Source organism: Exiguobacterium sp. AB2 (assembly GCF_000696055.1).
Lineage (GTDB): Bacteria > Bacillota > Bacilli > Exiguobacteriales > Exiguobacteriaceae > Exiguobacterium > Exiguobacterium alkaliphilum.
The window spans coordinates 50,604-71,071 of the sequence record NZ_JNAA01000019.1 but is presented as its reverse complement, the minus strand read 5'-3'; the positions used below and the strand labels follow the sequence as shown (position 1 = coordinate 71,071).

At 53.3% G+C, this 20,468-nt stretch carries 23 protein-coding genes; 16 read left to right on the top strand and 7 right to left on the bottom strand.

The genetic code is table 11. From position 1 onward, the window contains the following. Positions 1-6 precede the first annotated feature (6 nt). Positions 7-888 (bottom strand): chemotaxis protein CheV, encoded by an 882-nt coding sequence (locus DI14_RS15685; protein ID WP_034805146.1) that lies wholly within the window; start codon positions 886-888, stop codon positions 7-9. A gap of 222 nt (positions 889-1,110) precedes the next feature. On the opposite strand from DI14_RS15685, the gene DI14_RS03210 reads away from it, so the two are divergent. From DI14_RS03210 to DI14_RS03170, 9 genes are all read left to right on the top strand, one after another. Then, the gene (locus DI14_RS03210) at positions 1,111-2,547 is read left to right on the top strand and encodes an NADP-dependent glyceraldehyde-3-phosphate dehydrogenase (protein WP_034805150.1); all 1,437 of its coding nucleotides are present in this window, start codon (positions 1,111-1,113) and stop codon (positions 2,545-2,547) included. A 102-nt stretch (positions 2,548-2,649) separates the two neighbouring features. Then, positions 2,650-3,627: an MBL fold metallo-hydrolase gene (locus tag DI14_RS03205; RefSeq protein ID WP_034805145.1), complete on the top strand. Its 978-nt coding sequence runs from the start codon at positions 2,650-2,652 to the stop codon at positions 3,625-3,627. Further along, a complete protein-coding gene (locus tag DI14_RS03200) occupies positions 3,624-4,370 on the top strand; it encodes an SDR family NAD(P)-dependent oxidoreductase (protein WP_369792689.1) in 747 nt (248 codons plus the stop codon). The genes DI14_RS03205 and DI14_RS03200 overlap by 4 nt, the downstream gene beginning before the upstream one ends. 20 nt (positions 4,371-4,390) lie before the next feature. After that, positions 4,391-5,560: an ABC transporter substrate-binding protein gene (locus DI14_RS03195; protein WP_034805143.1), complete on the top strand. Its 1,170-nt coding sequence runs from the start codon at positions 4,391-4,393 to the stop codon at positions 5,558-5,560. Further along, positions 5,547-6,320 (top strand): ABC transporter permease subunit, encoded by a 774-nt coding sequence (locus tag DI14_RS03190; RefSeq protein ID WP_034805140.1) that lies wholly within the window; start codon positions 5,547-5,549, stop codon positions 6,318-6,320. Before DI14_RS03195 ends, DI14_RS03190 begins: the two co-directional genes overlap by 14 nt. Next, the gene (locus DI14_RS03185) at positions 6,317-7,012 is read left to right on the top strand and encodes an ABC transporter permease (protein WP_034805137.1); all 696 of its coding nucleotides are present in this window, start codon (positions 6,317-6,319) and stop codon (positions 7,010-7,012) included. Before DI14_RS03190 ends, DI14_RS03185 begins: the two co-directional genes overlap by 4 nt. Continuing rightward, positions 7,012-7,887: an ABC transporter ATP-binding protein gene (locus DI14_RS03180; RefSeq protein ID WP_051622519.1), complete on the top strand. Its 876-nt coding sequence runs from the start codon at positions 7,012-7,014 to the stop codon at positions 7,885-7,887. Before DI14_RS03185 ends, DI14_RS03180 begins: the two co-directional genes overlap by 1 nt. Before the next feature lie 11 nt (positions 7,888-7,898). Then, positions 7,899-8,480, top strand: a complete 582-nt coding sequence (locus DI14_RS03175; RefSeq protein ID WP_034805134.1) for a CDP-alcohol phosphatidyltransferase family protein — start codon at positions 7,899-7,901, stop codon at positions 8,478-8,480. Then, positions 8,477-9,412, top strand: coding sequence for an NAD(P)/FAD-dependent oxidoreductase (locus DI14_RS03170; protein ID WP_034805131.1), 936 nt, complete (start codon positions 8,477-8,479; stop codon positions 9,410-9,412). Before DI14_RS03175 ends, DI14_RS03170 begins: the two co-directional genes overlap by 4 nt. A 28-nt stretch (positions 9,413-9,440) precedes the next feature. Here DI14_RS03170 and DI14_RS03165 read toward each other — a convergent pair whose 3' ends face one another. Next, the gene (locus DI14_RS03165; RefSeq protein ID WP_034805128.1) at positions 9,441-9,755 is read right to left on the bottom strand and encodes a thioredoxin family protein; all 315 of its coding nucleotides are present in this window, start codon (positions 9,753-9,755) and stop codon (positions 9,441-9,443) included. Between the two features lie 129 nt (positions 9,756-9,884). Between DI14_RS03165 and DI14_RS03160 the strand changes: the two genes are divergently transcribed. Then, a complete protein-coding gene (locus DI14_RS03160; RefSeq protein ID WP_034805125.1) occupies positions 9,885-10,424 on the top strand; it encodes a PadR family transcriptional regulator in 540 nt (179 codons plus the stop codon). Positions 10,425-10,427: 3 nt separating this feature from the next. On the opposite strand, the gene DI14_RS03155 is transcribed toward DI14_RS03160, so the two are convergent. Beyond that, on the bottom strand, positions 10,428-11,258 hold the full coding sequence (locus DI14_RS03155) for an aldo/keto reductase (RefSeq protein WP_034805122.1): 831 nt from the start codon (positions 11,256-11,258) through the stop codon (positions 10,428-10,430). Between the two features lie 77 nt (positions 11,259-11,335). Between DI14_RS03155 and DI14_RS03150 the strand changes: the two genes are divergently transcribed. Together DI14_RS03150 and DI14_RS03145 are read left to right on the top strand one after the other, a co-directional pair. Then, positions 11,336-11,866 (top strand): NUDIX domain-containing protein, encoded by a 531-nt coding sequence (locus DI14_RS03150; RefSeq protein ID WP_081825807.1) that lies wholly within the window; start codon positions 11,336-11,338, stop codon positions 11,864-11,866. 113 nt (positions 11,867-11,979) lie between these two features. Continuing rightward, on the top strand, positions 11,980-12,459 hold the full coding sequence (locus DI14_RS03145) for a Fur family transcriptional regulator (protein ID WP_034805116.1): 480 nt from the start codon (positions 11,980-11,982) through the stop codon (positions 12,457-12,459). A gap of 45 nt (positions 12,460-12,504) precedes the next feature. Here DI14_RS03145 and DI14_RS03140 read toward each other — a convergent pair whose 3' ends face one another. Genes DI14_RS03140 through DI14_RS03125 form a run of 4 tightly spaced genes read right to left on the bottom strand, consistent with a single transcriptional unit; the run spans position 12,505 to position 15,910 of the window. Further along, complete coding sequence (locus tag DI14_RS03140; RefSeq protein ID WP_034805113.1) at positions 12,505-13,338, bottom strand: Cof-type HAD-IIB family hydrolase; 834 nt, start codon at positions 13,336-13,338, stop codon at positions 12,505-12,507. A gap of 14 nt (positions 13,339-13,352) precedes the next feature. Next, positions 13,353-13,733, bottom strand: coding sequence for a VOC family protein (locus tag DI14_RS03135; protein ID WP_034805110.1), 381 nt, complete (start codon positions 13,731-13,733; stop codon positions 13,353-13,355). Further along, a complete protein-coding gene (locus DI14_RS03130; RefSeq protein WP_034805108.1) occupies positions 13,730-14,905 on the bottom strand; it encodes a sugar MFS transporter in 1,176 nt (391 codons plus the stop codon). Before DI14_RS03130 ends, DI14_RS03135 begins: the two co-directional genes overlap by 4 nt. A gap of 12 nt (positions 14,906-14,917) precedes the next feature. Next, positions 14,918-15,910, bottom strand: coding sequence for an ROK family protein (locus DI14_RS03125; RefSeq protein WP_034805106.1), 993 nt, complete (start codon positions 15,908-15,910; stop codon positions 14,918-14,920). A gap of 225 nt (positions 15,911-16,135) precedes the next feature. Between DI14_RS03125 and xerD the strand changes: the two genes are divergently transcribed. From xerD to DI14_RS03105, 4 genes are read left to right on the top strand one after another with little or no spacing between them, the layout of a single operon-like run. Beyond that, positions 16,136-17,020, top strand: coding sequence for a site-specific tyrosine recombinase XerD (gene xerD, locus DI14_RS03120; protein WP_034805103.1), 885 nt, complete (start codon positions 16,136-16,138; stop codon positions 17,018-17,020). 23 nt (positions 17,021-17,043) lie between these two features. Continuing rightward, positions 17,044-18,210, top strand: a complete 1,167-nt coding sequence (deoB, locus tag DI14_RS03115) for a phosphopentomutase (RefSeq protein WP_034805100.1) — start codon at positions 17,044-17,046, stop codon at positions 18,208-18,210. A 13-nt stretch (positions 18,211-18,223) separates the two neighbouring features. Then, entirely contained in the window at positions 18,224-19,033 is an 810-nt protein-coding gene (locus DI14_RS03110; protein WP_034805097.1) for a purine-nucleoside phosphorylase, read from the top strand. 38 nt (positions 19,034-19,071) lie between these two features. After that, entirely contained in the window at positions 19,072-20,373 is a 1,302-nt protein-coding gene (locus DI14_RS03105; RefSeq protein WP_034805095.1) for a pyrimidine-nucleoside phosphorylase, read from the top strand. Positions 20,374-20,468: the final 95 nt, after the last annotated feature.

Here is a 20,468-nt window from a genome sequence, read left to right as displayed (position 1 = left end):
TTTGTCTTAAGCGAGAAACTCGTCGAGCGTCGCAATCAAAATCCCGATTTCGGGTTTCGTGATTTGGGCGTTCGCACCGACAGCCTCTCCTTTATGTTTCAAATCGTCCGAGATGAGCGAGGAGAAGATGATGATCGGAAGGTCGCTGTACTGCTCCATCTCCCGGAGACGTTTCGTCAAATGCAAGCCGTCCATCTGTGGCATCTCGATGTCCGTGATGAGCAGGTCACAACTTGCCCCGTCCACCTCGAACGCCTCGAGTGCTTCCTTCCCGTTATTAAAGATCGTCGTGTTGAAATAGCCTGCATCGTCGAGCGTATCGATGATGAGCGTACGGAGCATCTCCGAGTCTTCGGCGAGCCAAATCTGTTTATGCGATCGTTCACGGGCACCGAGGCGTTTCACCGACTCCCGAGCCATGATGTCTTTTCGTGACAATTCGAGGGCGATTCGTTCGTAGTCAAGTAAGATGATCATTTGGTCGCCCGTCTTGACGACGCCGTTCGTGATGCCTTGCATGCCGCGCGCCAAGTCAGACGGCGTATCAATTTGTTCCCAAGAGATTCGTTTAATCTCGGTCACTTGATCGACCCGAAGCACCGACTTCTCACCGTTGAACTCACAGACGATTAAACGGTCGCCTTCGCCGACTTCACGCGGATGACCGATGACCATCGGCAAATCGATGACAGTCATCACTTCTCCACGTAGTTCGATGAGCCCCATGATGGCCTCCGGCGTCCCCGGCAGCGGGGTGAGCGGAAGCATTGTGATGATTTCTCTGACTTTCATGACGTTGATCCCGAAAATGAACGGGCCCGATTGGAAAATGACGATCTCGAGCTCATTCGTGCCTGCTTCAAGTAAAATGTTATGGTCCATGCTCATTCGTAGTCCCTCCTAGTTCACGTACTCTCTTCTTCTCTATCGGTCGAACGGGCCGGACTCTTCAGTTGAAAAGTGTCAATCTGGAGACGGATTTCACAAAAAGTTGTTACGTAACCGTTTACATTACATAAACTGAATCTTTATAGTTGTTCATCCGAATTAATTTTGCATACAATGGGGGTGGCAACGAGATATCAAAGCTTACTCAGGAGGCAGATAGAGATTATGAGTATGAACACGTATCCATATTTAATCAATGGACAATGGCAGGAATCAACAACTAACGAGACGATTGAACTCGTTTCCCCTTATACAGAAGAAGTCGTCGGCAGCGTACAGGCAATGTCACGTGATGAAGTCGACGAAGCCATTCATGGCGCCAAACGTGCACAACAAGAGTGGGCAGCGCTTCCGGTCAACAAGCGTGCCGAACTCCTATACGCATGGGCAGAGAAGTTAGAAGAGCGTGTCGATGAGATTGGTCAAATCATCATGCGCGAAGTCGGGAAGAACTTGAGCGACGCGAAGAAGGAAGTCGTCCGGACAGCGGAAATCATCCGCTACACGGCGGAAGAAGGTCTTCGCTTCACAGGCGGGTTCATGCAAGGTGATTCGTTCCCAGGTGGTTCGAAAAATAAGATGGCAATCATCAAAAAAGAGGCACTCGGTGTCGTCCTCGCCATCTCACCGTTCAACTATCCGGTCAACTTGGCGGCAGCCAAGATTGCACCGGCCTTGATCACAGGGAACGCCGTCGTCTTCAAACCGGCGACACAAGGCGCGATCAGTGGTGTGAAAATGGTCGAGGCGCTTCAAGACGCGGGTCTTCCGAGCGGCTTGTTGAACCTCGTCACCGGACGCGGTTCGGTCATCGGTGACTATTTGACGTCGCATCCGGGCATCGACATGATCACGTTCACGGGCGGCACGGGGACAGGGCAACACTTGTCTCAACAAGCTTCGATGGTACCGGTCGTCTTAGAGCTCGGAGGGAAAGATCCGGCGCTCGTCTTAGAAGACGCCGACCTCACGCTTGCTGCCGATCAAATTGTCAGCGGTGCGTTCTCGTACTCTGGACAGCGCTGTACGGCGATCAAGCGTGTCTTTGTGCTCGAACACCAAGCGGACGAGCTCGTCGGTATGTTGAAAGAGCGCGTCGAGAAGCTCTCGGTCGGTTCGCCGGTCGACAATAGCTTCATCGTGCCGCTCATCGACAAGAAGTCGGCGGATTACGTGCAAGGCTTGATTGACGATGCCGTCAACAAGCAGGCGACGGTCGTACACGGCAACGAACGCGACGGCAACTTGCTTCACCCGACGCTCCTTGACCACGTCACACGTGAGATGCGTGTCGCATGGGAAGAGCCGTTCGGACCGGTCTTGCCGATCATCCGTGTCTCGTCACTTGACGAGATGATTGAGCTTACGAACGAATCAGAGTTCGGCCTTCAAGCGAGTGTGTTCACGCAAAACGTGAACAACGCCTTCACTGTGGCCGACAAGCTCGACGTCGGGACGGTTCAAGTGAACGGACGCACAGAGCGCGGCCCTGACCACTTCCCGTTCATCGGCGTGAAGCAGTCAGGTCTCGGCGTTCAAGGGATTGGACGCAGTCTCGAGACGATGACGCGCGATAAAGTGACGGTCATCAACTTATAATTTGTCAGGAGAGGAGACATCCTCTCCTTTTTTTGTGTCATTGAAATCCAATCTTTCAGACGGGTATAATGGGTGGAGATAGGTGGAAGGGGTTGGGGGCACGTGGCGAACTGGATTTCGAGCCAATTGGCTAGATTGGACATACCGACGCCGTTTGAAGTCGGGAACGTGAACGTATACATCGTCGAACATATGAACCGGTTCTTTATGGTCGATTGCGGACCGGATACGGAAGAGGCGTGGACGTCGTTGAATGCACAGCTCGCAGAGTTGGAGCTGTCGCTTGAGTCGATCGACTTCTTGTTTTTGACGCACCACCATGCCGATCATGCCGGACAAGCGTGGCGCCTTCGAGACGCCGCGATTCCGGTGTATGGTCATGAAAAACTCGTCCGTTACTTGGAGCAGACACCGAACTTCATCAAGCGGGGTAATCAATTTCTGCACGATTTGGCCCATTCGTTCGGCACCCCCGAGTCGATTGTCGCCAAACTGCCCGACTATCGGGAAGCGCTACGTTGGATCGGCCCGACGACCGTGACGATGACGTTCGAGGACGGTCAGGCCGTCACACCGGACGGGGCGTGGCGGACGATTCACTTGCCGGGTCATGCGAGCGACCAGCTTGGACTCATCGGACCTGGCGGCGTCTTGATTGCCGGTGACCATCTGATTGACGCGGTCGAACCGAACCCGCTCATCGAACAACCGTATGAAGGGGAAGGGTTTGCGTCGCCGGTGCTCTTGTATCTCGATTCGCTCCGTAAGCTGCAGACGTATGAGTTGAAGCTCGTCGTGAGCGGACACGGGGATCCGATTATGCATCCGATGCCGTTAATTGAGAATCGGATTACACAGCGGTACGACCGGAGCGAGCAACTGCTCGGGGACTGGGTCGATGGGTTGAGCGTCTTCGATTGGTCGATGCGCCTTTACGGGCGCAAGATGCGCCACGCGATGCCGCTCGTCTTCAGCGAAGTGTTCGCCCGTCTGACGTTGCTCGAAGAACGTGGCCACGTCGAACGAATTCTCGTCGACCGGAAATGGACATATGAACGGACAAAGGAAGTGGAATGGTGAAACATATCGTGATCACAGGTGCGTCAAGCGGCTTTGGTGCCGCATTGGCGCACTGTTTTTATGAACGAGGGTACACACTAACGCTCGTCGCGCGGAACGAGGAGCGGCTGAAAGGCTTGGCCCAACAACTGAACGCAAACTGGCACGTCGCTGACGTCATTACAACTTACGCCACACTCGTCCATGAGATTGAACAGGCGTACGGACCAATCGACGGATGGGTGAACAATGCCGGGATTGGTGAGTTCGATGCGGTCGTCGATCAATCGGCGGATGTCATCGAAGAGACGATGGTCTTGAACGCGACAGCGCCGATGGTCCTGTCACGCGACTGTGCGCAGCGGATGCGAGCCGGTGGGACGATTGTTAACGTCTGCTCACAAGCGGCAAAAGTGCCGACGCCGAAATCGGCCGTCTATGCCGGTTCGAAAGCGGCCCTTCTTCAGTTTTCGAATGCGCTTCGACTTGAACTAAGAACGAACGGCATTCATGTCCTGACCGTCAATCCAGGACCGATCGCGACACCGTTCTTTAAACGGGCCGACAAGAGTGGACGGTATGAACAGAGCGTCAAAGCGATTCTGTTGTCACCGGAACGATTGGCACGTCGCGTCGTCAAGGCGTATGAACGGTCTGAACGGGAAGTGAATGCGCCGTGGTGGATGGAGCTGGGTGCAAAAATGTATGCGATGTGCCCGGTCTGGTTCGAACGACTCGCAAAACGGGGATTTGACAAAAAGTGAGTACATAGGGGGGAAAGACAATGAAACGATTTTTAATCGTCGGGCTCATGCTCGTTTTCATCGTAAGTGCGTGTGGCCAAGAGCAAGCAGAAGTCGCCGAGACGTTCGATGAGGCAGCCAAAGCCGCTGAAGGAACGACCGTCAACTTTTACTTATGGGGCGGGGACGAGGGCATCAACCGATATTTAGATGACTATGTCGCCCCTCGCCTCGAGTCTTCATACGGTATCGAATTAAACCGTGTGCCGATGGATACGGCTGAGTTTGTCCGTCAACTGTCACTCGACAAACGGGCTGACCGAGAACGCGGGACGATTGATTTGATGTGGATCAACGGGGACAACTTCCGTAACGCTGCCGAAGCAGACTTGTTGACGGGTGGTCTCCTCGAGCGGATTCCGAACGCGTCCTTGTTGAACGAAGCGGCGCAAGCGACAGACGCCGGTACGCCGACGAATGGTCTTGAGGTCGCTTGGGGGAACGTACAATTCGTACTGCATTACGATGCGGCGAACGTTCAAAATCCGCCTGAGACGTTTGAAGAACTCCGTCGGTGGACCGAGGAAAATCCCGGCCGATTCACGTATCCTGAAGTAACGGACTTTACAGGTAACGCGTTCGTTCGTCATCTGTTATATGCCAAGTATGGGGACGCGTCACGTGATATGGAGACGATTCCAGACGCGTTTTGGGACGAGCTCGCCTCATGGTCACCGAACTTGTGGAAGCAGGGACAGACTTACCCGAAATCGCTCGCACAACTCGATCAACTGTATGCGTCAGGTGAGGTGTGGATGACGATGGGGTTTAATGAGCGCCGGGCCGAGGCGGAAGTGAACGCGGGTGTTTTTCCGGACAGCACGCGCGCACTCGTCTTGGATCACTCCATCTCCTCGACGCACTTTTTGGCGGTACCGTTCAACGCCTCGAATCCGAACGGGGCGCTCGTCGTCATCAATGAGCTGTTAGCACCCGAAGTGCAGCTTATGAAGCAACGGGACACGTATTGGGGCGATGGGACGTCACTCGATCTCGATAAGCTCGACGAGCGCGACCGGGAAGCCTTCTTGTCGCTTGATGACGGCAGCACGTATCCGGACCCGGAGCTCTTGAGCGACCGTCAACTGCCCGATTATGGACCGGACGTGATTGACCAGATTCGAGAGGGGTGGACGCGTGTCGCGCGTTAACGTCTTACTTAGCATGGCAGTGTCCCTGCTTCCACTCACGGCGCTCGTGTTTTTATTCCGTGAGTCGGTCGGTGCGGACGTATGGGGGCTCATGCAAGAGGAGACGTGGCGTGCAAGCCTCGGTGTCACACTCTACGTGACACTCGTTTCGACGTTGTGCTCCCTCGTGCTCGGGACGCTCGCGGCCCGGGCCGTCTATGTAAACGGTCAAAACTGGCTATTGCGTTGGTTAAAGTGGCCATTGTTTGTCCCACATATCGCGAGTGGATACTTGTTTTACTTACTGTTCGCCGACGGATTCCCGTTCGGCCTAATTGAAGCGAACGAACGGCATCATCTCGTCGTCATTGTGACGTATATATGGAAAGAAGTCCCGTTCGTCTTCCTCATGGTGCTTGGCACGTACGCGCAACTGAACACCGGTTACCGTGACATGGCGAAGACGCTTCAACTGAATCCGTGGCGACAGTTCTCCGTTGCGGAATGGCCGTTTCTCGTCAAACCGCTCCTCGATTCGTTTTGGATCTTGGTCGCGTTCATCTCGTTCGCTTACGAAGTGCCGGCGCTACTCGGTGTCACGTTTCCGAAACTGCTCGGCGTTCTCGCTTACGACAGGTTGACGACTGGATTGTTTTTAAATGAGAGTGAAGCGTATGCCGTTGCCTTGATTTGGACGCTCTTTCTGTTCGGCGGAGTCTTGTTGACGTACGTGTTGACAGCAAAACATAGGCGTCGAATCGAGAAAGGGGTGAGACGATGAGACGTCTCGTCATACTCGTCTTGATCTTATTGCCGTTTAGCGGCTTGTTCACTTCCGTTCCGACTTTCTTTTTTGATGACGCCATCATCAACACGGTTATTCAAGTCCTCGTCATCGTGAGTCTGAACGTATGGCTTTCGATTGGGACGGCATGGTGGTTGTTGTTCACAGAAACGAAATGGCGCACGTTCATCGAATGGTTCCTGTTTTTGCCGTTGTTCATCCCGGCGCTCGCCGGTACGTTCGGCATGTACATCGCACTTGCCCGATTCGGTCTCGTCGGCACGACCATTGGCGTGCTCATCGTGTTGCTCGTCGTCACGCTCCCTTATTCCATTCGACTCGCCTATAACGCGATGTCTGTCATTGGTCGCCCGATGTTCGAACAGGCGCTATTTATGCCGCCGCTCCGACGATATCGTGATGTCCTGTTTCCGCTCTTAAGCGGGACGATTCAGACGATTGCGCTCATGTCGACGGTGATTGTGCTCGGTCAATTCGTCCTCATCCAATTAATCGGAGCAGGACTGATCTCGACCGTGACGACGAGGCTTTATCAAGTATATGCGGGAAATGATGTCGCGCTCGCGTTACAGCACACGTGGCTCTTGATTCTCATTCCGGCAGTTTTGTACATCGCCATTGGCTGGGGTATACGTCTGGGCGTTAAAATTGTGAAAGGACGGTTATGATGGGGTTACAATTGACGAACATTCAAAAGCGCTTTACTAAACGTGACGTGTTGACAGGCGTCGACTTGTTTGTGAAGCAAGGCGAGATTCACGCATTGGTCGGAACGAGCGGTTCCGGAAAATCGACACTGTTACGCATCATCGCGGGACTCGAGTCACCGGATACCGGTACGGTCACTTGGGATGAAAGGTCGTTACTCGGTGTACCAGCGCACGAACGAAAAATCACGATGCTGTCGCAGACACCACTGTTGTTCCCGCATTTGACGGTCGGGGAGAACGTAGTGCTCGCAACCCCTGACCGGTCGCGTGAGCAGGCGGAGAAATGGCTCACGCGCGTCCGACTCGCCGGCCGTTATGATGACGAGGTTCACACGTTGTCAGGTGGGGAGGGGCAACGGGCGAGCTTTGCCCGGGCGCTTGCCGCCGACCCGCGTCTGATTTTACTCGATGAGCCGTTCACGAACCTCGATCCTGATTTGAAGTATGAGTTGCAACAGTTGACTCGCGATATCGTAAGCGAGCTTGATTTGACGACGCTACTCGTGACACATGACCGGGAAGAGGCGATGCTTGTGGCGGACCGGGTCACGTTACTCGAGAACGGGACGATTCATACGACCGGGACACCGCGCGAGCTGAGTGAAACGGAGCCGACGTTCGGTGACTTTATTCGCCTCGAAGGGGAACTGTATCCGCTGACTCGAATCGGTGTGTTTAGCGAAGGGGCAGGCGAACGTGTGGAGCTCGTCCGTCACCTCGTCAAGTTCGGGGTACGACTCGGTGAGTACCGACGACCGAACGGGGAGTATGTCATCCTCCCTTCGGACGTTTCCCAACAGATTGGACAATCGTACCCGTTACGGAAAAAATAAGGAGTGGTTACATGTTAGATACGTATGGAAGCCGATTCGTCCGTCCCGTCATCGAGCGCGGCGCCGATCGGTTGTTAAAGTGGAAGTTTACACCGAACGAAGTGACGCTACTCGGCGGCATCGTCGGCGTGTCCGTCGGGTTCTTCATCTATAACGATATGCACTGGACGGCCGTCATCTTGTTATGGCTGTCGGGACTGTTTGATGTATTGGACGGGACGATGGCGCGACGTTCCTCGAAAACAGGATTTGGGACGGTGTTAGACCTCGTCGTGGACCGTCTCGTCGAGATTTCGGTCGTCATCGCGCTCGCGTTGCGTTACCCCGAGCATATGACCATCTTTCTGTTGCTCCTCGCTTCGTTCATCGTGGCGATGACCGTGTTTTTGGCCGTGGGTGCGAGCAGTTCTCGCCGATCGGAAAAAACGTTTTACTATCAGCCGGGTGTGCTCGAACGCACCGAGTGCTTTATCTTGTTCAGCCTCATGATTCTATTCCCAAGCTTTGTCGGGGTCATTGCCACAGTGTTCTTCATTCTCGAAGTGGTGACGATTTCCCAGCGCATGGTTGAGGCCCGGCGGATTCTCCGATGAAGCCGCGCCTCGTCCTCGTCGGGCTCGGCCATGGACAGCTCGAGATTTTAGACCGAATCGACGAGCTGCGGACGTCATATGACGTCGTGTATATCGGTGGGAAAGACGCCATTTATACTGGTGCCTTTCCACAAGTCATCGCCAAAGAACTGGATTATGCGACCGTTCATTTGAGAGAAGGCATCGAGCCGGTCGCGTCTCGCCTCGTGTCGCTCGACCCAATCCGACGTGTCGTCATCACGGAAGCAGGCGAGGTGTCGTATGATGTACTCGTCCTCGCGACGGGCGCGGTGAGCCGCGGGCTCGGGATGGCCGTGAAACCGATGACGAAAGAAGGGGTACATCGAATCGAGGCAAGCGATGCCGTCACGATTGTCGGGGGCGGGAAGGCGGGTGTCGAGCTCGCTTTCGCATGTATCCGGACAAAACGTCATGTCACACTCTACGCCCCAGACGTCTTGCCGGACTTGCCGGCCCGTGTGCGACGGAAGATGAAGCGGCGCCTCGTAAAGAGCGGTGTCACCCTCGTGTTACGTAAATACAAGAAGGATGCGTGTCACGACGGACTTGTTCTCGATACGTCCGGCGTCGTCCCCGATGTTTGGTGGGAGGCTGCCGGACTCGCGAACGCGGACGCGTTTATCGAGACCGACCGGAATTTAAGGCATATCGATTATGAAAACATCTTCATCACAGGCGATATGGCGTCGAGATTGAATGGGGGCGTCGATGCGGTCCGGTCCGGACGTCACGTCGTCCGCTATCTGCTCGGAGACCGTCGCCCGTTTCGGAAGCGCGCGTCGCTAAATATTATGCTTACGTTACCGGGCCACGCGTTGTTGACGTATCGGAAGTGGACGTGGCACGGGCGTCTCCCGTACGATTTGAAGCGTTTCATTGATCAACGCTATTTGAAGCGTTTCGGGCAATAAAAAAAGACGGCCTCGGCCGTCTTGTCGTTTATGCGTTCAACGTATCGAGGAACGAACGGATTTGCATCTCCGTCTTGGCGTGTGCCGAGTGGAGGTGTTCTTGTTTCGTCCCGTTTTGGTAAAAGAGCAGCGACGGGATGCCGCGCACTTCTTGATCGTCAGAGAGTTCCGGTAACTCGTCGCGGTCGACGACGTACCAATTGAACTGTGGATAGTCTTTGACAAGTTCGTCGACGTACATATCGAGGCGACGGCAATCCGGACACCAAGACGTCGTGAAAATGACCATGCTGTTGTCTTTCGTTGCTTCTTGGAATTGCTCGGCTGATTGAATCGGTTTCATCGTAAAATCTCCCCTTTCCACCTTATTGTCTGTGTCTTTTAGCCGTCCGTCAACCGATTGGCGTTCTCGGTCTGTTCGCTAGATGTGATACACTGAAAAAAATAGAACCGCAAGGGATAGGTGATGGTTATGGCGTTACGTCATGCACTACTCGGGTTGTTGACCCATCAGCCTGCGACCGGCTATGCCTTGAACGCGACGTTCAAAGCACAAATGATTCATTTTTGGCACGCACATCATACACAAATTTATCGCGAGTTACTGAAGATGGAAGATGAGTCGCTCGTCTCTTCTGAACACGTCGCACAACACGATCTGCCGGATAAGAAAATCTATTCGATCACCGATCGCGGCCGAGAAGAATTGATTGATTGGTTACGGCAACCGACGTCGTTTCAACCGAAGTTGAAAGACGAGAACCTGCTTCGGATGAGCCTGCTTCAACTCCTCCCGCTCGACGAGGCGATTCGTTACGTCGAGGAGACGAAATCGCATCACGAGCAGGTCGCCCAACAAATCCGTGCCTTTCAGGCAGCCCATCAATCCGAAGACGACACACTCGGCTATTTATTAACGAGCGAGTACGCAATTCGGATGATGGAAAACTACGCAGGGTGGGCCGATTGGGCCATCGAACAAATGAAACAACGAGACCAACATGCGACCTGACGCTCAGGTCGCATGTTTCGTGTACGGATGAACCGGGAGACGAGACAAGACGTCTTCGAGCTTTGATTCATCGATCGGCTGATGAAACGCGTCAATCGTCTCATGCAACTGCTTCACTGACGAAGCGCCCGGCAAGACGACAGCACACACGCGTTTCGCCGCAGCGAAGGCATATGCTTGAATCGGCTCAGGGACCGTCGGGAGCACATCGTGTAACGCGTCCGTCGTCCACGCCTCGAACCCGTTCTCGCCGAGCCGTGACGTCCATTCGTTCGTCAACAACCCTTTCGCGAGCGGGCCACGGCCAACGATGGGGATATCGAGCTTGAGCGTTTCGATGCGTCGGTCGAGTAATGAATAAGGCGTCATCAACACGTCGAGCTCGCCATGCTCGAGCCAGTACCGGATGACGTTCGGACGGATGGACGACAAGCCGATTTGACGGATGGCGCCGCGCTGTTTTTGCTGGTTCATGAACGCAATCGTCTCATCGAGGTCGTCTTCCATCGTTCCGCCGTGAACGTAATATACATCTAAATAGTCGGTCTGTAATCGCTCGAGTGAGCCGGCGAGCGCCGTCTCTAAATAACTGGCTCGCGGATTCCAACGCATCCCGTCTGCCGTCAGCTCATTGCCGCCTTTACTCGTTAAAAACAGTTCTTCGCGACGAGATGCAAACGTCGACCCGACGATTTCCTCGACTTTGAACCGATCGTATACGTCTGCCGTGTCGAAATGTCGAATTCCGGCAGTATAGGCTGCTTCTAAAATCGCTTTCCCTTCCGTTTCCCCATGCTTCAAAATGGACATCGTGCCAAGACCGAGTTCTGCCATCTATAATTCCTCCTTGTTCCGTCTACTTGTTTCACTCATAATCAAAGTATAAAGCAAAAAGTGAGGCGTATATACATATGGTCGAGAAAACGGTTCAACGAGAAGTCATCTATGAAGGAAAAATCTTTAACGTCGAGAAACATGTCGTCGAGCTCCCGAACGGCGGGACGTCGGTCCGAGAGCTTGTCTATCATAACGGAGCTGTCGCGGTACTCGTTATCGATGAAGACGACCGCATCGTGCTTGTCGAGCAGTATCGGAAGGCGTTCGAGTCGATGTCACTCGAGATTCCAGCCGGGAAACTCGAAAAAGGAGAAGAAGTGCTCGCGAGCGCTCGACGTGAACTCGAAGAAGAAACGGGCTATACAGCCGAGACGCTTGAAAAGATTTTCTCTTTCTACGGGGCCCCGGGCTTTTGTAGCGAGCGGGTGGACGTGTTCGTCGCGCATGGCTTGACTGCCGGTGCCATGAATTTAGACGAAGACGAATTTTTGAACGTGGAGCGTTTCACGTTCGAAGAGGCGAGTGAACTGTTGGCGAGTGGACGAATCACAGATGCCAAGACGATCATGGCGATTCAATGGTGGCAATTGTCTAAATTAAAATAATTCTAATCTAAATTGTCATATGATACACTTACTTAGTAATGATTTTAATTTGAAAATGATGCCGTTTTTCGGTATGCTTTGAATAGTGAACTATTGTAAAGAGGGGGCGCCTTATGGAAACGCGAATCGACCGAATTAAACAGCAGTTGAGCGCCAAAGGATATAAATTGACTCCACAACGAGAATCAACAGTCCGCATCTTACTTGAGAATGAGGCGGACCATCTCAGTGCGGAGAACGTCTTCATGCTCGTCAAAGCAATCGCACCTGAGATTGGGCTCGCGACGGTTTATCGAACGCTTGAATTATTAACTGAACTCGGTGTCGTCGATAAGGTCAACTTCGGAGACGGCGTAGCCCGCTTCGACTTGAGACCAGAAGGAGCGAACCATTCCCACCACCATCTCGTCTGTGTCGAATGTGGATCAGTCGAAGAAATCATGGAAGATTTGCTCGTCGAAGTCGAGAAAAAAGTGGAACGCAAATACGAATTTTTAATTAAAGACCATCGCCTGACGTTTCATGGAATCTGTAAAGTGTGCCAAGCGAAAGGTGTCACGCTTGAAGGCCATAAGGCCGTCATCAACGGATGAATCGAAAACCCGTACGCTCCGAGTTGGAGCGTACGGGTTTTGTTGTTAAGACAGATATCGGGCTAGGTGAAGCGCGATGCCTTCTTCATTGTTCGAGCGGGTCACGTCGGTCGCGATCGCTTTGATCGCATCGACCGCATTGTCCATCGCTACACTGATCCCTGCATATTCGAGCATGGAACGGTCGTTATGGCCGTCTCCGAAAGCGATCGTCTGGTCACTTGCGATGCCGACCTGTTGAAAGACGTGGTCGAGGGCACGTGCTTTGTCGATCCCATAATCCGTGAACTCGTAATACATATTTGCGGTGAACATCCCGGTCACTTGTTGATTGAACGGTTGTGACATGGCGTCCACGTTCGCCTGCAAGTAGTCCGGTTGGCCGGCGACGAGGATTTTATATACGGGGAAGGCGATCGCATCTGCGAGGCGCGGTTCTTCCCTCAGTTGAAACCGTCCGCCACGCGATTCATATTTGATGATGTTAAACGGTTCCCCGTTCAGTTCGAGCATGCCAGAAAACACGTCGTTCACGTACATGTACGTCTCATCGTTAAGCATCGGGATGACGTCAAAGCCGGTCAAATGGTCGAGTATTGCGCGCGCAACGTCTCGGTCGATTGCTTGTTCAAACAACGTCTCGCCGGTCGTCGCATCCGTCACACATGCCCCGTTCGACGAGACGATCAACCCCCCGTATTGTTCGAGCTTCAATTCCGTCGCGAACGGTTCGATGCCCCGCTTCGGCCGACCCGAGGCGAGCACGATTCTTATACCGTTCGCTTGGAGCGAGAGGAGCGTCTCTTTCGTCTTCGGTGAAATCATTTTTTGGTCATTCAATAATGTGCCGTCAAGGTCTAACAAAACCGCTTGAATCATTTGTCCATCTCCTTTTAAACGGTGAGTTCGATTCGATTTTGCTCGGGGTCGAGCACGACGCTCTCGTAATAGCCGTCCCCGGTCGTACGTGGACCGTCAAGTCGCTCATAGCCGTCGTCGACGAGACGTCGCGTCATCACATCGACCGCTTCTTTGCTACCGAGACTGATGGCGAGGTGGGCATAACCGAGCGTCTGTTGCCCTAGGTCTTGAATATCTGACCGACGCATCAGTTCAAGTCGGCAGTCTGACTGTGGGAACGTCAAAAAGTACGAAGCGAACTGTTTTTGTTCATTCTGATAAAGGTCATTCGCCTTCGCCTCAAAATATGTTTCATAAAAACGACGCATGACGTCGAGGTCGTTCACCCAGATGGCGAGATGGTCAATTTTCATACGGTTTCCTCCTTATGTTTAGCTAAGATCCGGTTGAGTCGTTCCGTGTTCAGCAGCATGAAGAGCATGATGAACAAGAGGACGATTGGGAAGATGCCGAGTGACAACTTCGTGGCGATCAAGCCGAATAGTGGAGGCAAGAACGTGCTCCCGATATAGGCGAACGCCATTTGGTAACCCATCAAGTGTTTCGCCCGCTGTCTACCGAATCGAACGGGCGTCTCATGCAACATACTCGGATAGATCGGGGCAAGGCCGAGACCGACTAGAATGAGACCGACAATCATCGCACCGTTGAGCGGAAGGACGAATACGAGACTTCCTATTAAGGCGAGGCATTGACCGAGACGAATCATCTGACGATTCGTAAAACGGAACGACAAAAACCCGCTCAACAATCGTCCGACTGTGATACTGCCGTAGTAAATCGACACCCACGTCGCGGCCGTTGCAATCGAGAACTGCTTCATTTGGACGAGATAGCTGCTCGCCCACAAACCGACGAGCGCCTCGACGCCGCAGTATAAGAGAAACGTGACGAGCGCATAAGACAAGCCGCGCGGAAGCGTGTGGTCCAGTTTGGTCACGGCCGCCTCATCCTGATGATTGGATTTGTCGCGTTTTACTTCCTGACGCCACAAAGGAAAGGATAGTAACAGTAAGAATGCCAGACCGAATTGAATCAAAGCGACGACGAGATAGCCGTCGCGCCATCCGTTCTCATCCAACAAGGAAGCCATGATGAGCGGGCCACCGGTCGCCCCGACTCCCCAAAAACAGTGGAGCCAGTTCATATGATGTGCCGCGTAATGCTCGGCCACATAATGATTCAACGCGGCATCGACGGCACCGGCGCCAAGGCCGAGCGGAATCGACAGGGCGAATAACCACGGGAGCGACGGGGCGGTAGAGAAACCGAATAGACAAAGGGCCGTCAAGACGCCTGAACCAAACGTGACTTGTTTCGTGTCGAACCGCTCGAGCAGTTTCCCGCTGAACAAACTCGATATAATCGTTCCTGCCGCGATGGTCATGAAAATCCAGCCCGCCATCGCCAGAGGCGCATCCAATTCTACACGCATCGATGGCCAACCAACTCCGAGTAACGCATCGGGGAGGCCTAAGCTAATAAAGGCGATATAAATCACCGTCAATAATAAAAAGCCGCTCATGTGTCACCTCATTCAAATCGTTTCAAGTAGTGTCTCGACACAAAAGGTGATGAGACCTTGGAAGTAATGTTCTTCCCATAGACCGCGTGTCAAATCGGGCAAATGTGTCGCCGCGATGTAGCGTTCACTTCGTTTACGAACCCGGCGGATATCTTCCTCAGTCACATCGATATCCGAAAAGACGATCGTATGCGGATTGAGCGTCGCAGTGAACGTCGTGACGAGCCGGGCAAGCGCATCGCATGCTTGATCCGTCAGCGGCGTTCCGCGTTGGTGATTGCGAATGCGATCGTAAAACGTGTGATGCGCATAAAACGGTAGAAACGAAATCTCCCCCGTGAAATTCGTCTTTCCACGAAGTAAACGACCGTTAAGGAGAATGCCCGACCCCGGCCCGTTCTTGCCTAAATAGACGTAAACGATCGTTTCATCTGCATACGTCGGTACAGACCGACCGTAGCCGTATACAGCTGCGTTCATGTCGTTCTCGACTACAACGGGCACATCGAACGTCGACTCAAGTAACGTGGTCAGCGCAACGTCAGAAAGGGTCGGGTAATCCGGTGCATAGATAATCTCACCGTCTGCGACGGCGGCAGCGACGCCGATCGTGATGGCTTGTATCGAATGTGACGCCAGTTGGCTAGCCAACAAGTCGAACAGCGTCTGTAGATGATTTCCGTGTCGGATCGCCATCCGGCCCTTTTCGAGCGTCGTACCGATCGCGTCAATGCGACGGTAGGCGATGACATCTTGCTCGATGTAGGCACATAGTCCGTTCGCCGCAGACGGATTGAATACATAGCGTGTGGCGGGTCTCCCTCCTGTTGACGGGGTAAGCCCTTGTTCGTTGACTTCTCCAGCCGTGCGCATCCGTTCCAAATGTTTTTTTACCGTCGGAAAACTATGGCCGGTCGCTTCGCTAATATCCGCGACTGTCTGGCGGTCATGAAAGACGAGTTCGCGTCGAATCGCAATCGACAACGACGTCGCATTTGGTTTCATCTTTGTCGTCCCTTCTAACTTTTTAAACATTTTTAATAAGTCATTGTCAGTTTAGCAAATTATTTTATTTCCAGCAAATTAAGTTCCAAAACGATCGCAAGATTCTGTACAAAAAACGGTCACAAAAAAGCTATAAAAAAATGAAGTCAGACGTCTTCACAACGGTTTACATAAGTGATATGATGTAAGCGTATTCAGGTGTAAACGAGAAAGGAGGGGGATGTCATGCGTTCGCAAGTCGAGTCTTTTCTGCAGTATATGACCGTTGAGAAACGGATGTCTTCGAACACGAGGCAAGCCTATGCGAGCGATTTGACGCAATACTTATCGACATTGACACAGCTCGATGTCACCAATTGGAACGACGTGTCACGCGCCCATATTGTCAAACATATGGAAGAGTTATCTCAAGCGGGACGGGCGGCTTCGTCGCTTCGGCGCGCCGTCAGCTCGATTCGCACGTTCCATCACTACTTGAAGATGACGAATGAAACGTCGACAGACCCGTCACTCTACCTTGAGTCGCCGAAAGCAGAGCGGCAATTGCCGGACACGTGGTCGCAAGAGGAAGTCGAGCGGCTGCTCGATAGCGTCCCGACGTCCGATCCGCTCGCGCTTCGTGACCGGGCCATGCTCGAACTGTTGTATGGGACCGGGATGCGGGTCAGCGAACTTCTTGGTCTTGATTTGGATGATTTACAGTTCGAATTGGGGTATTTACAGTGTGAAGGCAAAGGGGAGAGCGCTCGAATCATCCCGGTTTCTTCTGTCGCCCAAGGATTCGTCGAACGGTATATCCAACAAGCCCGTAACGGGATTGGTGGTCGGGAGACGGAAGCACTGTTTTTGAATGGACGGGGTGGTCGCCTCAGCCGTCAAGGATTTTGGAAGATGATCAAGCGACGCGCGAAAGAGGCCGGCATCCAAAAAGAAATTACGCCGCACGTGCTCCGTCATTCGTTCGCCACGCACCTTCTCGAGAACGGTGCCGATTTGCGTGCGATTCAACAGATGCTCGGTCATGCAGACCTCTCTACGACTCAAGTTTACACCCATGTCAATAAGTCCCGGCTTCACGATGTATATCGGAAACATCATCCCCGGGCGTAACACCTTTAAAGGAGGAACTTTTTGTGAAGAAATTTAAACGTATTTTCCTAGTCGTCATGGACTCGGTCGGGATTGGCGAAGCGCCAGATGCCGAACAGTTCGGGGACGCAGGCTCAGACACGCTCGGTCATATCGCCCGTGAGCAAGGTGGGTTGGCGATGCCGCACATGGGCCGTCTCGGTCTAGCGAACATCAAACCGATTGAAGGAATCGAGGCGTCAGACGCACCGAGCGCTTACGGACGGATGCAAGAAATCTCGGCTGGGAAAGATACGATGACCGGACACTGGGAAATCATGGGACTTCATATCGAGACACCGTTCCGTGTATTCGAGGAGTTCCCTGACGACTTGATCAATCGATTGAAAGAGTTCAGCGGGCGTGACATCATCGGCAACAAACCGGCTTCAGGGACCGAGATTTTGGATGAGCTCGGTGAAGAACACGTCAACACTGGCGCGCTCATCGTTTATACATCAGCCGATTCGGTACTCCAAATCGCAGCACATGAAGAAGTCGTTCCGCTCGACGAGTTGTATCGCATCTGTGAGTACGCGCGTGAAATCACACGCGAAGATCCGTATATGCTTGGCCGTATCATCGCGCGTCCGTTCCTCGGCACGCCGGGGGCATGGGTCCGCACTTCGAACCGTCACGACTATGCGCTCAAGCCGTTCGGAAAGACAGTCATGAACACGCTTCAAGCAGCCGGGAAAGATGTGATCGCACTTGGGAAGATAAGTGATATCTATGATGGCGAAGGGGTGACGAAAGCCGTTCGCACGAAGTCGAACATGGACGGCATGGATAAGCTTGTCGAATCGCTCGATGAAACGTTCGAAGGACTTTGCTTCTTGAATCTCGTCGACTTTGACGCGCTCTTCGGTCATCGCCGTGACCCGGCAGGTTATGCGCAAGCGCTCGAAGAATACGATGCGCGTCTACCGGAAGTGTTTGCCAAGTTACGTGAAGACGACCTTTTAATCATCACGGCAGACCACGGGAACGACCCGACGCATCCGGGGACGGATCATACACGTGAATACGTCCCGCTCATCGTGCATCACCACGGAGCGACAGCAATCGACCTCGGCATTCGAGGCACGTTCGCGGATATCGGCGCAACGGTCGCGGATAACTTTGACGTCGACGCACCAGCAATCGGAAAAAGTTTCTTAAACGAAATTTGAGGAGGCCACTTACATGGTAAATTGGAACGAGACAAAAGCATTTTTACAGGAACGCATGAACGGCACACCGGAAATCGGATTAATTTTAGGGTCAGGACTCGGCGTTCTCGCCGACGAGATTGAAAACCCTGTCGCCATCCCTTACGAAGACATCCCACACTTCCCGGTATCGACGGTCGAAGGCCATGCTGGCCAACTCGTATTCGGAGACCTTGAAGGTAAACGCGTCGTCGCGATGCAAGGTCGTTTCCACTTCTACGAAGGCTATTCGATGGAGCAAGTGACGTTCCCGGTACGTGTCCTCAAATTGATTGGTGTCGAGACGCTCATCGTCACAAACGCTGCCGGCGCATGTAATGAGAACTTCAACCCGGGAGATTTGATGATCATCACGGATCACATCAACTTCTTCGGGACGAGCCCGCTCATCGGAAAAAACGCGAACGAATTCGGAACGCGTTTCCCGGATATGTCGGAAGCTTATGACAAACAGCTCGTGAAATTGACGGAACAAGTCGCTTCAGACCTCGGTCTCAACGTCCAAAAAGGGGTGTACTTCGGGAACACCGGCCCGACGTATGAGACGCCTGCCGAAGTGAGAATGGCTCGCCTGCTCGGAGGAGACGTCGTCGGGATGTCGACGGTCCCAGAAGTCATCGTCGCACGTCACTCGGATATGCGCGTTCTTGGCATTTCTTGCGTCTCGAACATGGCGGCCGGTATTTTGGATCAGCCGCTCAATCACGAGGAAGTCATCGAGACGACAGAACGCGTCCGTCAAGACTTCTTGTCACTCGTGCGCGGCACGATTAAAAGCATCTAATTAAATCCCACTTACATCCAACTAGGAGGACGAAACTTATGCGTATGGTCGACTTGATTTTGAAGAAACGTAACGGTGGCGAATTGAACGAGGAAGAGATTCGCTTCGTCGTCGAAGGGTTCACGAACGAATCGATTCCAGATTATCAAATGTCTGCCCTCTCGATGGCGATTTACTTCAACGGGATGACAGAGAAAGAGACAGCTGCCCTCACGATGGAGATGGTGAAGTCTGGGGACGTCATCGACCTCTCGAACATCGAAGGCAAAAAAGTCGATAAACACTCGACAGGAGGCGTCGGCGACAAGATCAGTCTCATCGTCGCGCCACTCGTCGCGTCAATCGGGATTCCGGTCGCGAAGATGAGTGGCCGTGGCCTCGGCCACACGGGCGGCACGATTGACAAGTTGGAGTCGTTCCCTGGTTTTAACGTCGAATTGACGGAAGAACAGTTCACGAAACAAGTGAACGACATCAAGATGTCGATTATCGGCCAGACGGGGAACTTGACGCCGGCTGATAAGCGCCTGTATGCGCTACGTGATGTCACGGCGACAGTTGATTCAATCCCGCTCATCGCGAGCTCGATTATGTCGAAGAAGATTGCGGCCGGTGCCGACAGCATCGTCCTCGACGTGAAGACGGGGTCTGGCGCGTTCATGAAATCGTTCGATGATGCGAAAGCGCTCGCCGAGGAGATGGTCGCGATTGGGAAGAACGTTGGCCGCCAAACGGTCGCTGTCATTACCGACATGGACCAACCGCTCGGTTTTGAGGTCGGGAACGCGAACGAAGTGAAGGAAGCGATTGAAGTATTGTCTGGAAAAGACGTCGAGGACTTGAAGACGATCGCGTTGACGATTGCTGGCCACATGGCCGTTCTCGGCGGGTTCTATCCGACGTTCGATGAAGCGTACGCTGACCTCGAGAAACGGATTGCCGATGGGCACGCCCTCGAGGTGTTCCGTCAGTTCGTAGCGGCACAAGGTGGCGACGCGTCGCTCGTCGATGACTTGTCGAAACTTCCGCAAGCAAAATATGAGACGACGTTCGTCGCGAAGCAGGCGGGCTACGTCGAGTCAATCATCGCCGATGAAGTCGGTGTCGCCGCGATGCTCCTCGGGGCAGGTCGGGCAACAAAAGATGATCAGCTCGACTTCGCGGCCGGCATCACGCTCGAGAAGAAAGTCGGCGACCGGGTCGAAGAAGGCGACGTCATCGCCGTCTTGCGCGCGAACATTGAAGATATGTCTTCGGCGCTCGAACGGATGGATCACGCCTACACAATCGGTGAGGCGAAGCCTGAGGCGCGTCCGCTCATTCACGCGGTCATTCAGTAAGTCAGAACGCCTGTTTCCACAAAACAGTGGAGACAGGCGTCTTTTTTTGATAGAATGGGCAATGTGAGTGATGATAACTATATGAACATAAAGGG

Bases quoted from the DNA above. Each gene is read 5' to 3' on its own strand.
- DI14_RS03105 (WP_034805095.1), top strand. From the start codon at position 19,072: ATGCGTATGGTCGACTTGATTTTGAAGAAACGTAACGGTGGCGAATTG.
- DI14_RS03160 (WP_034805125.1), top strand. From the start codon at position 9,885: ATGGCGTTACGTCATGCACTACTCGGGTTGTTGACCCATCAGCCTGCG.
- DI14_RS03130 (WP_034805108.1), bottom strand. From the start codon at position 14,905: ATGAGCGGCTTTTTATTATTGACGGTGATTTATATCGCCTTTATTAGC.
- DI14_RS03140 (WP_034805113.1), bottom strand. From the start codon at position 13,338: ATGATTCAAGCGGTTTTGTTAGACCTTGACGGCACATTATTGAATGAC.
- DI14_RS03180 (WP_051622519.1), top strand. From the start codon at position 7,012: ATGGGGTTACAATTGACGAACATTCAAAAGCGCTTTACTAAACGTGAC.
- DI14_RS03175 (WP_034805134.1), top strand. From the start codon at position 7,899: ATGTTAGATACGTATGGAAGCCGATTCGTCCGTCCCGTCATCGAGCGC.
- DI14_RS03195 (WP_034805143.1), top strand. From the start codon at position 4,391: ATGAAACGATTTTTAATCGTCGGGCTCATGCTCGTTTTCATCGTAAGT.
- DI14_RS03145 (WP_034805116.1), top strand. From the start codon at position 11,980: ATGGAAACGCGAATCGACCGAATTAAACAGCAGTTGAGCGCCAAAGGA.
- DI14_RS03125 (WP_034805106.1), bottom strand. From the start codon at position 15,910: ATGAAACCAAATGCGACGTCGTTGTCGATTGCGATTCGACGCGAACTC.
- DI14_RS03110 (WP_034805097.1), top strand. From the start codon at position 18,224: ATGGTAAATTGGAACGAGACAAAAGCATTTTTACAGGAACGCATGAAC.
- DI14_RS03135 (WP_034805110.1), bottom strand. From the start codon at position 13,733: ATGAAAATTGACCATCTCGCCATCTGGGTGAACGACCTCGACGTCATG.
- DI14_RS03170 (WP_034805131.1), top strand. From the start codon at position 8,477: ATGAAGCCGCGCCTCGTCCTCGTCGGGCTCGGCCATGGACAGCTCGAG.
- DI14_RS15685 (WP_034805146.1), bottom strand. From the start codon at position 888: ATGAGCATGGACCATAACATTTTACTTGAAGCAGGCACGAATGAGCTC.
- xerD (WP_034805103.1), top strand. From the start codon at position 16,136: ATGCGTTCGCAAGTCGAGTCTTTTCTGCAGTATATGACCGTTGAGAAA.
- DI14_RS03155 (WP_034805122.1), bottom strand. From the start codon at position 11,258: ATGGCAGAACTCGGTCTTGGCACGATGTCCATTTTGAAGCATGGGGAA.
- DI14_RS03185 (WP_034805137.1), top strand. From the start codon at position 6,317: ATGAGACGTCTCGTCATACTCGTCTTGATCTTATTGCCGTTTAGCGGC.
- DI14_RS03165 (WP_034805128.1), bottom strand. From the start codon at position 9,755: ATGAAACCGATTCAATCAGCCGAGCAATTCCAAGAAGCAACGAAAGAC.
- DI14_RS03150 (WP_081825807.1), top strand. From the start codon at position 11,336: ATGGTCGAGAAAACGGTTCAACGAGAAGTCATCTATGAAGGAAAAATC.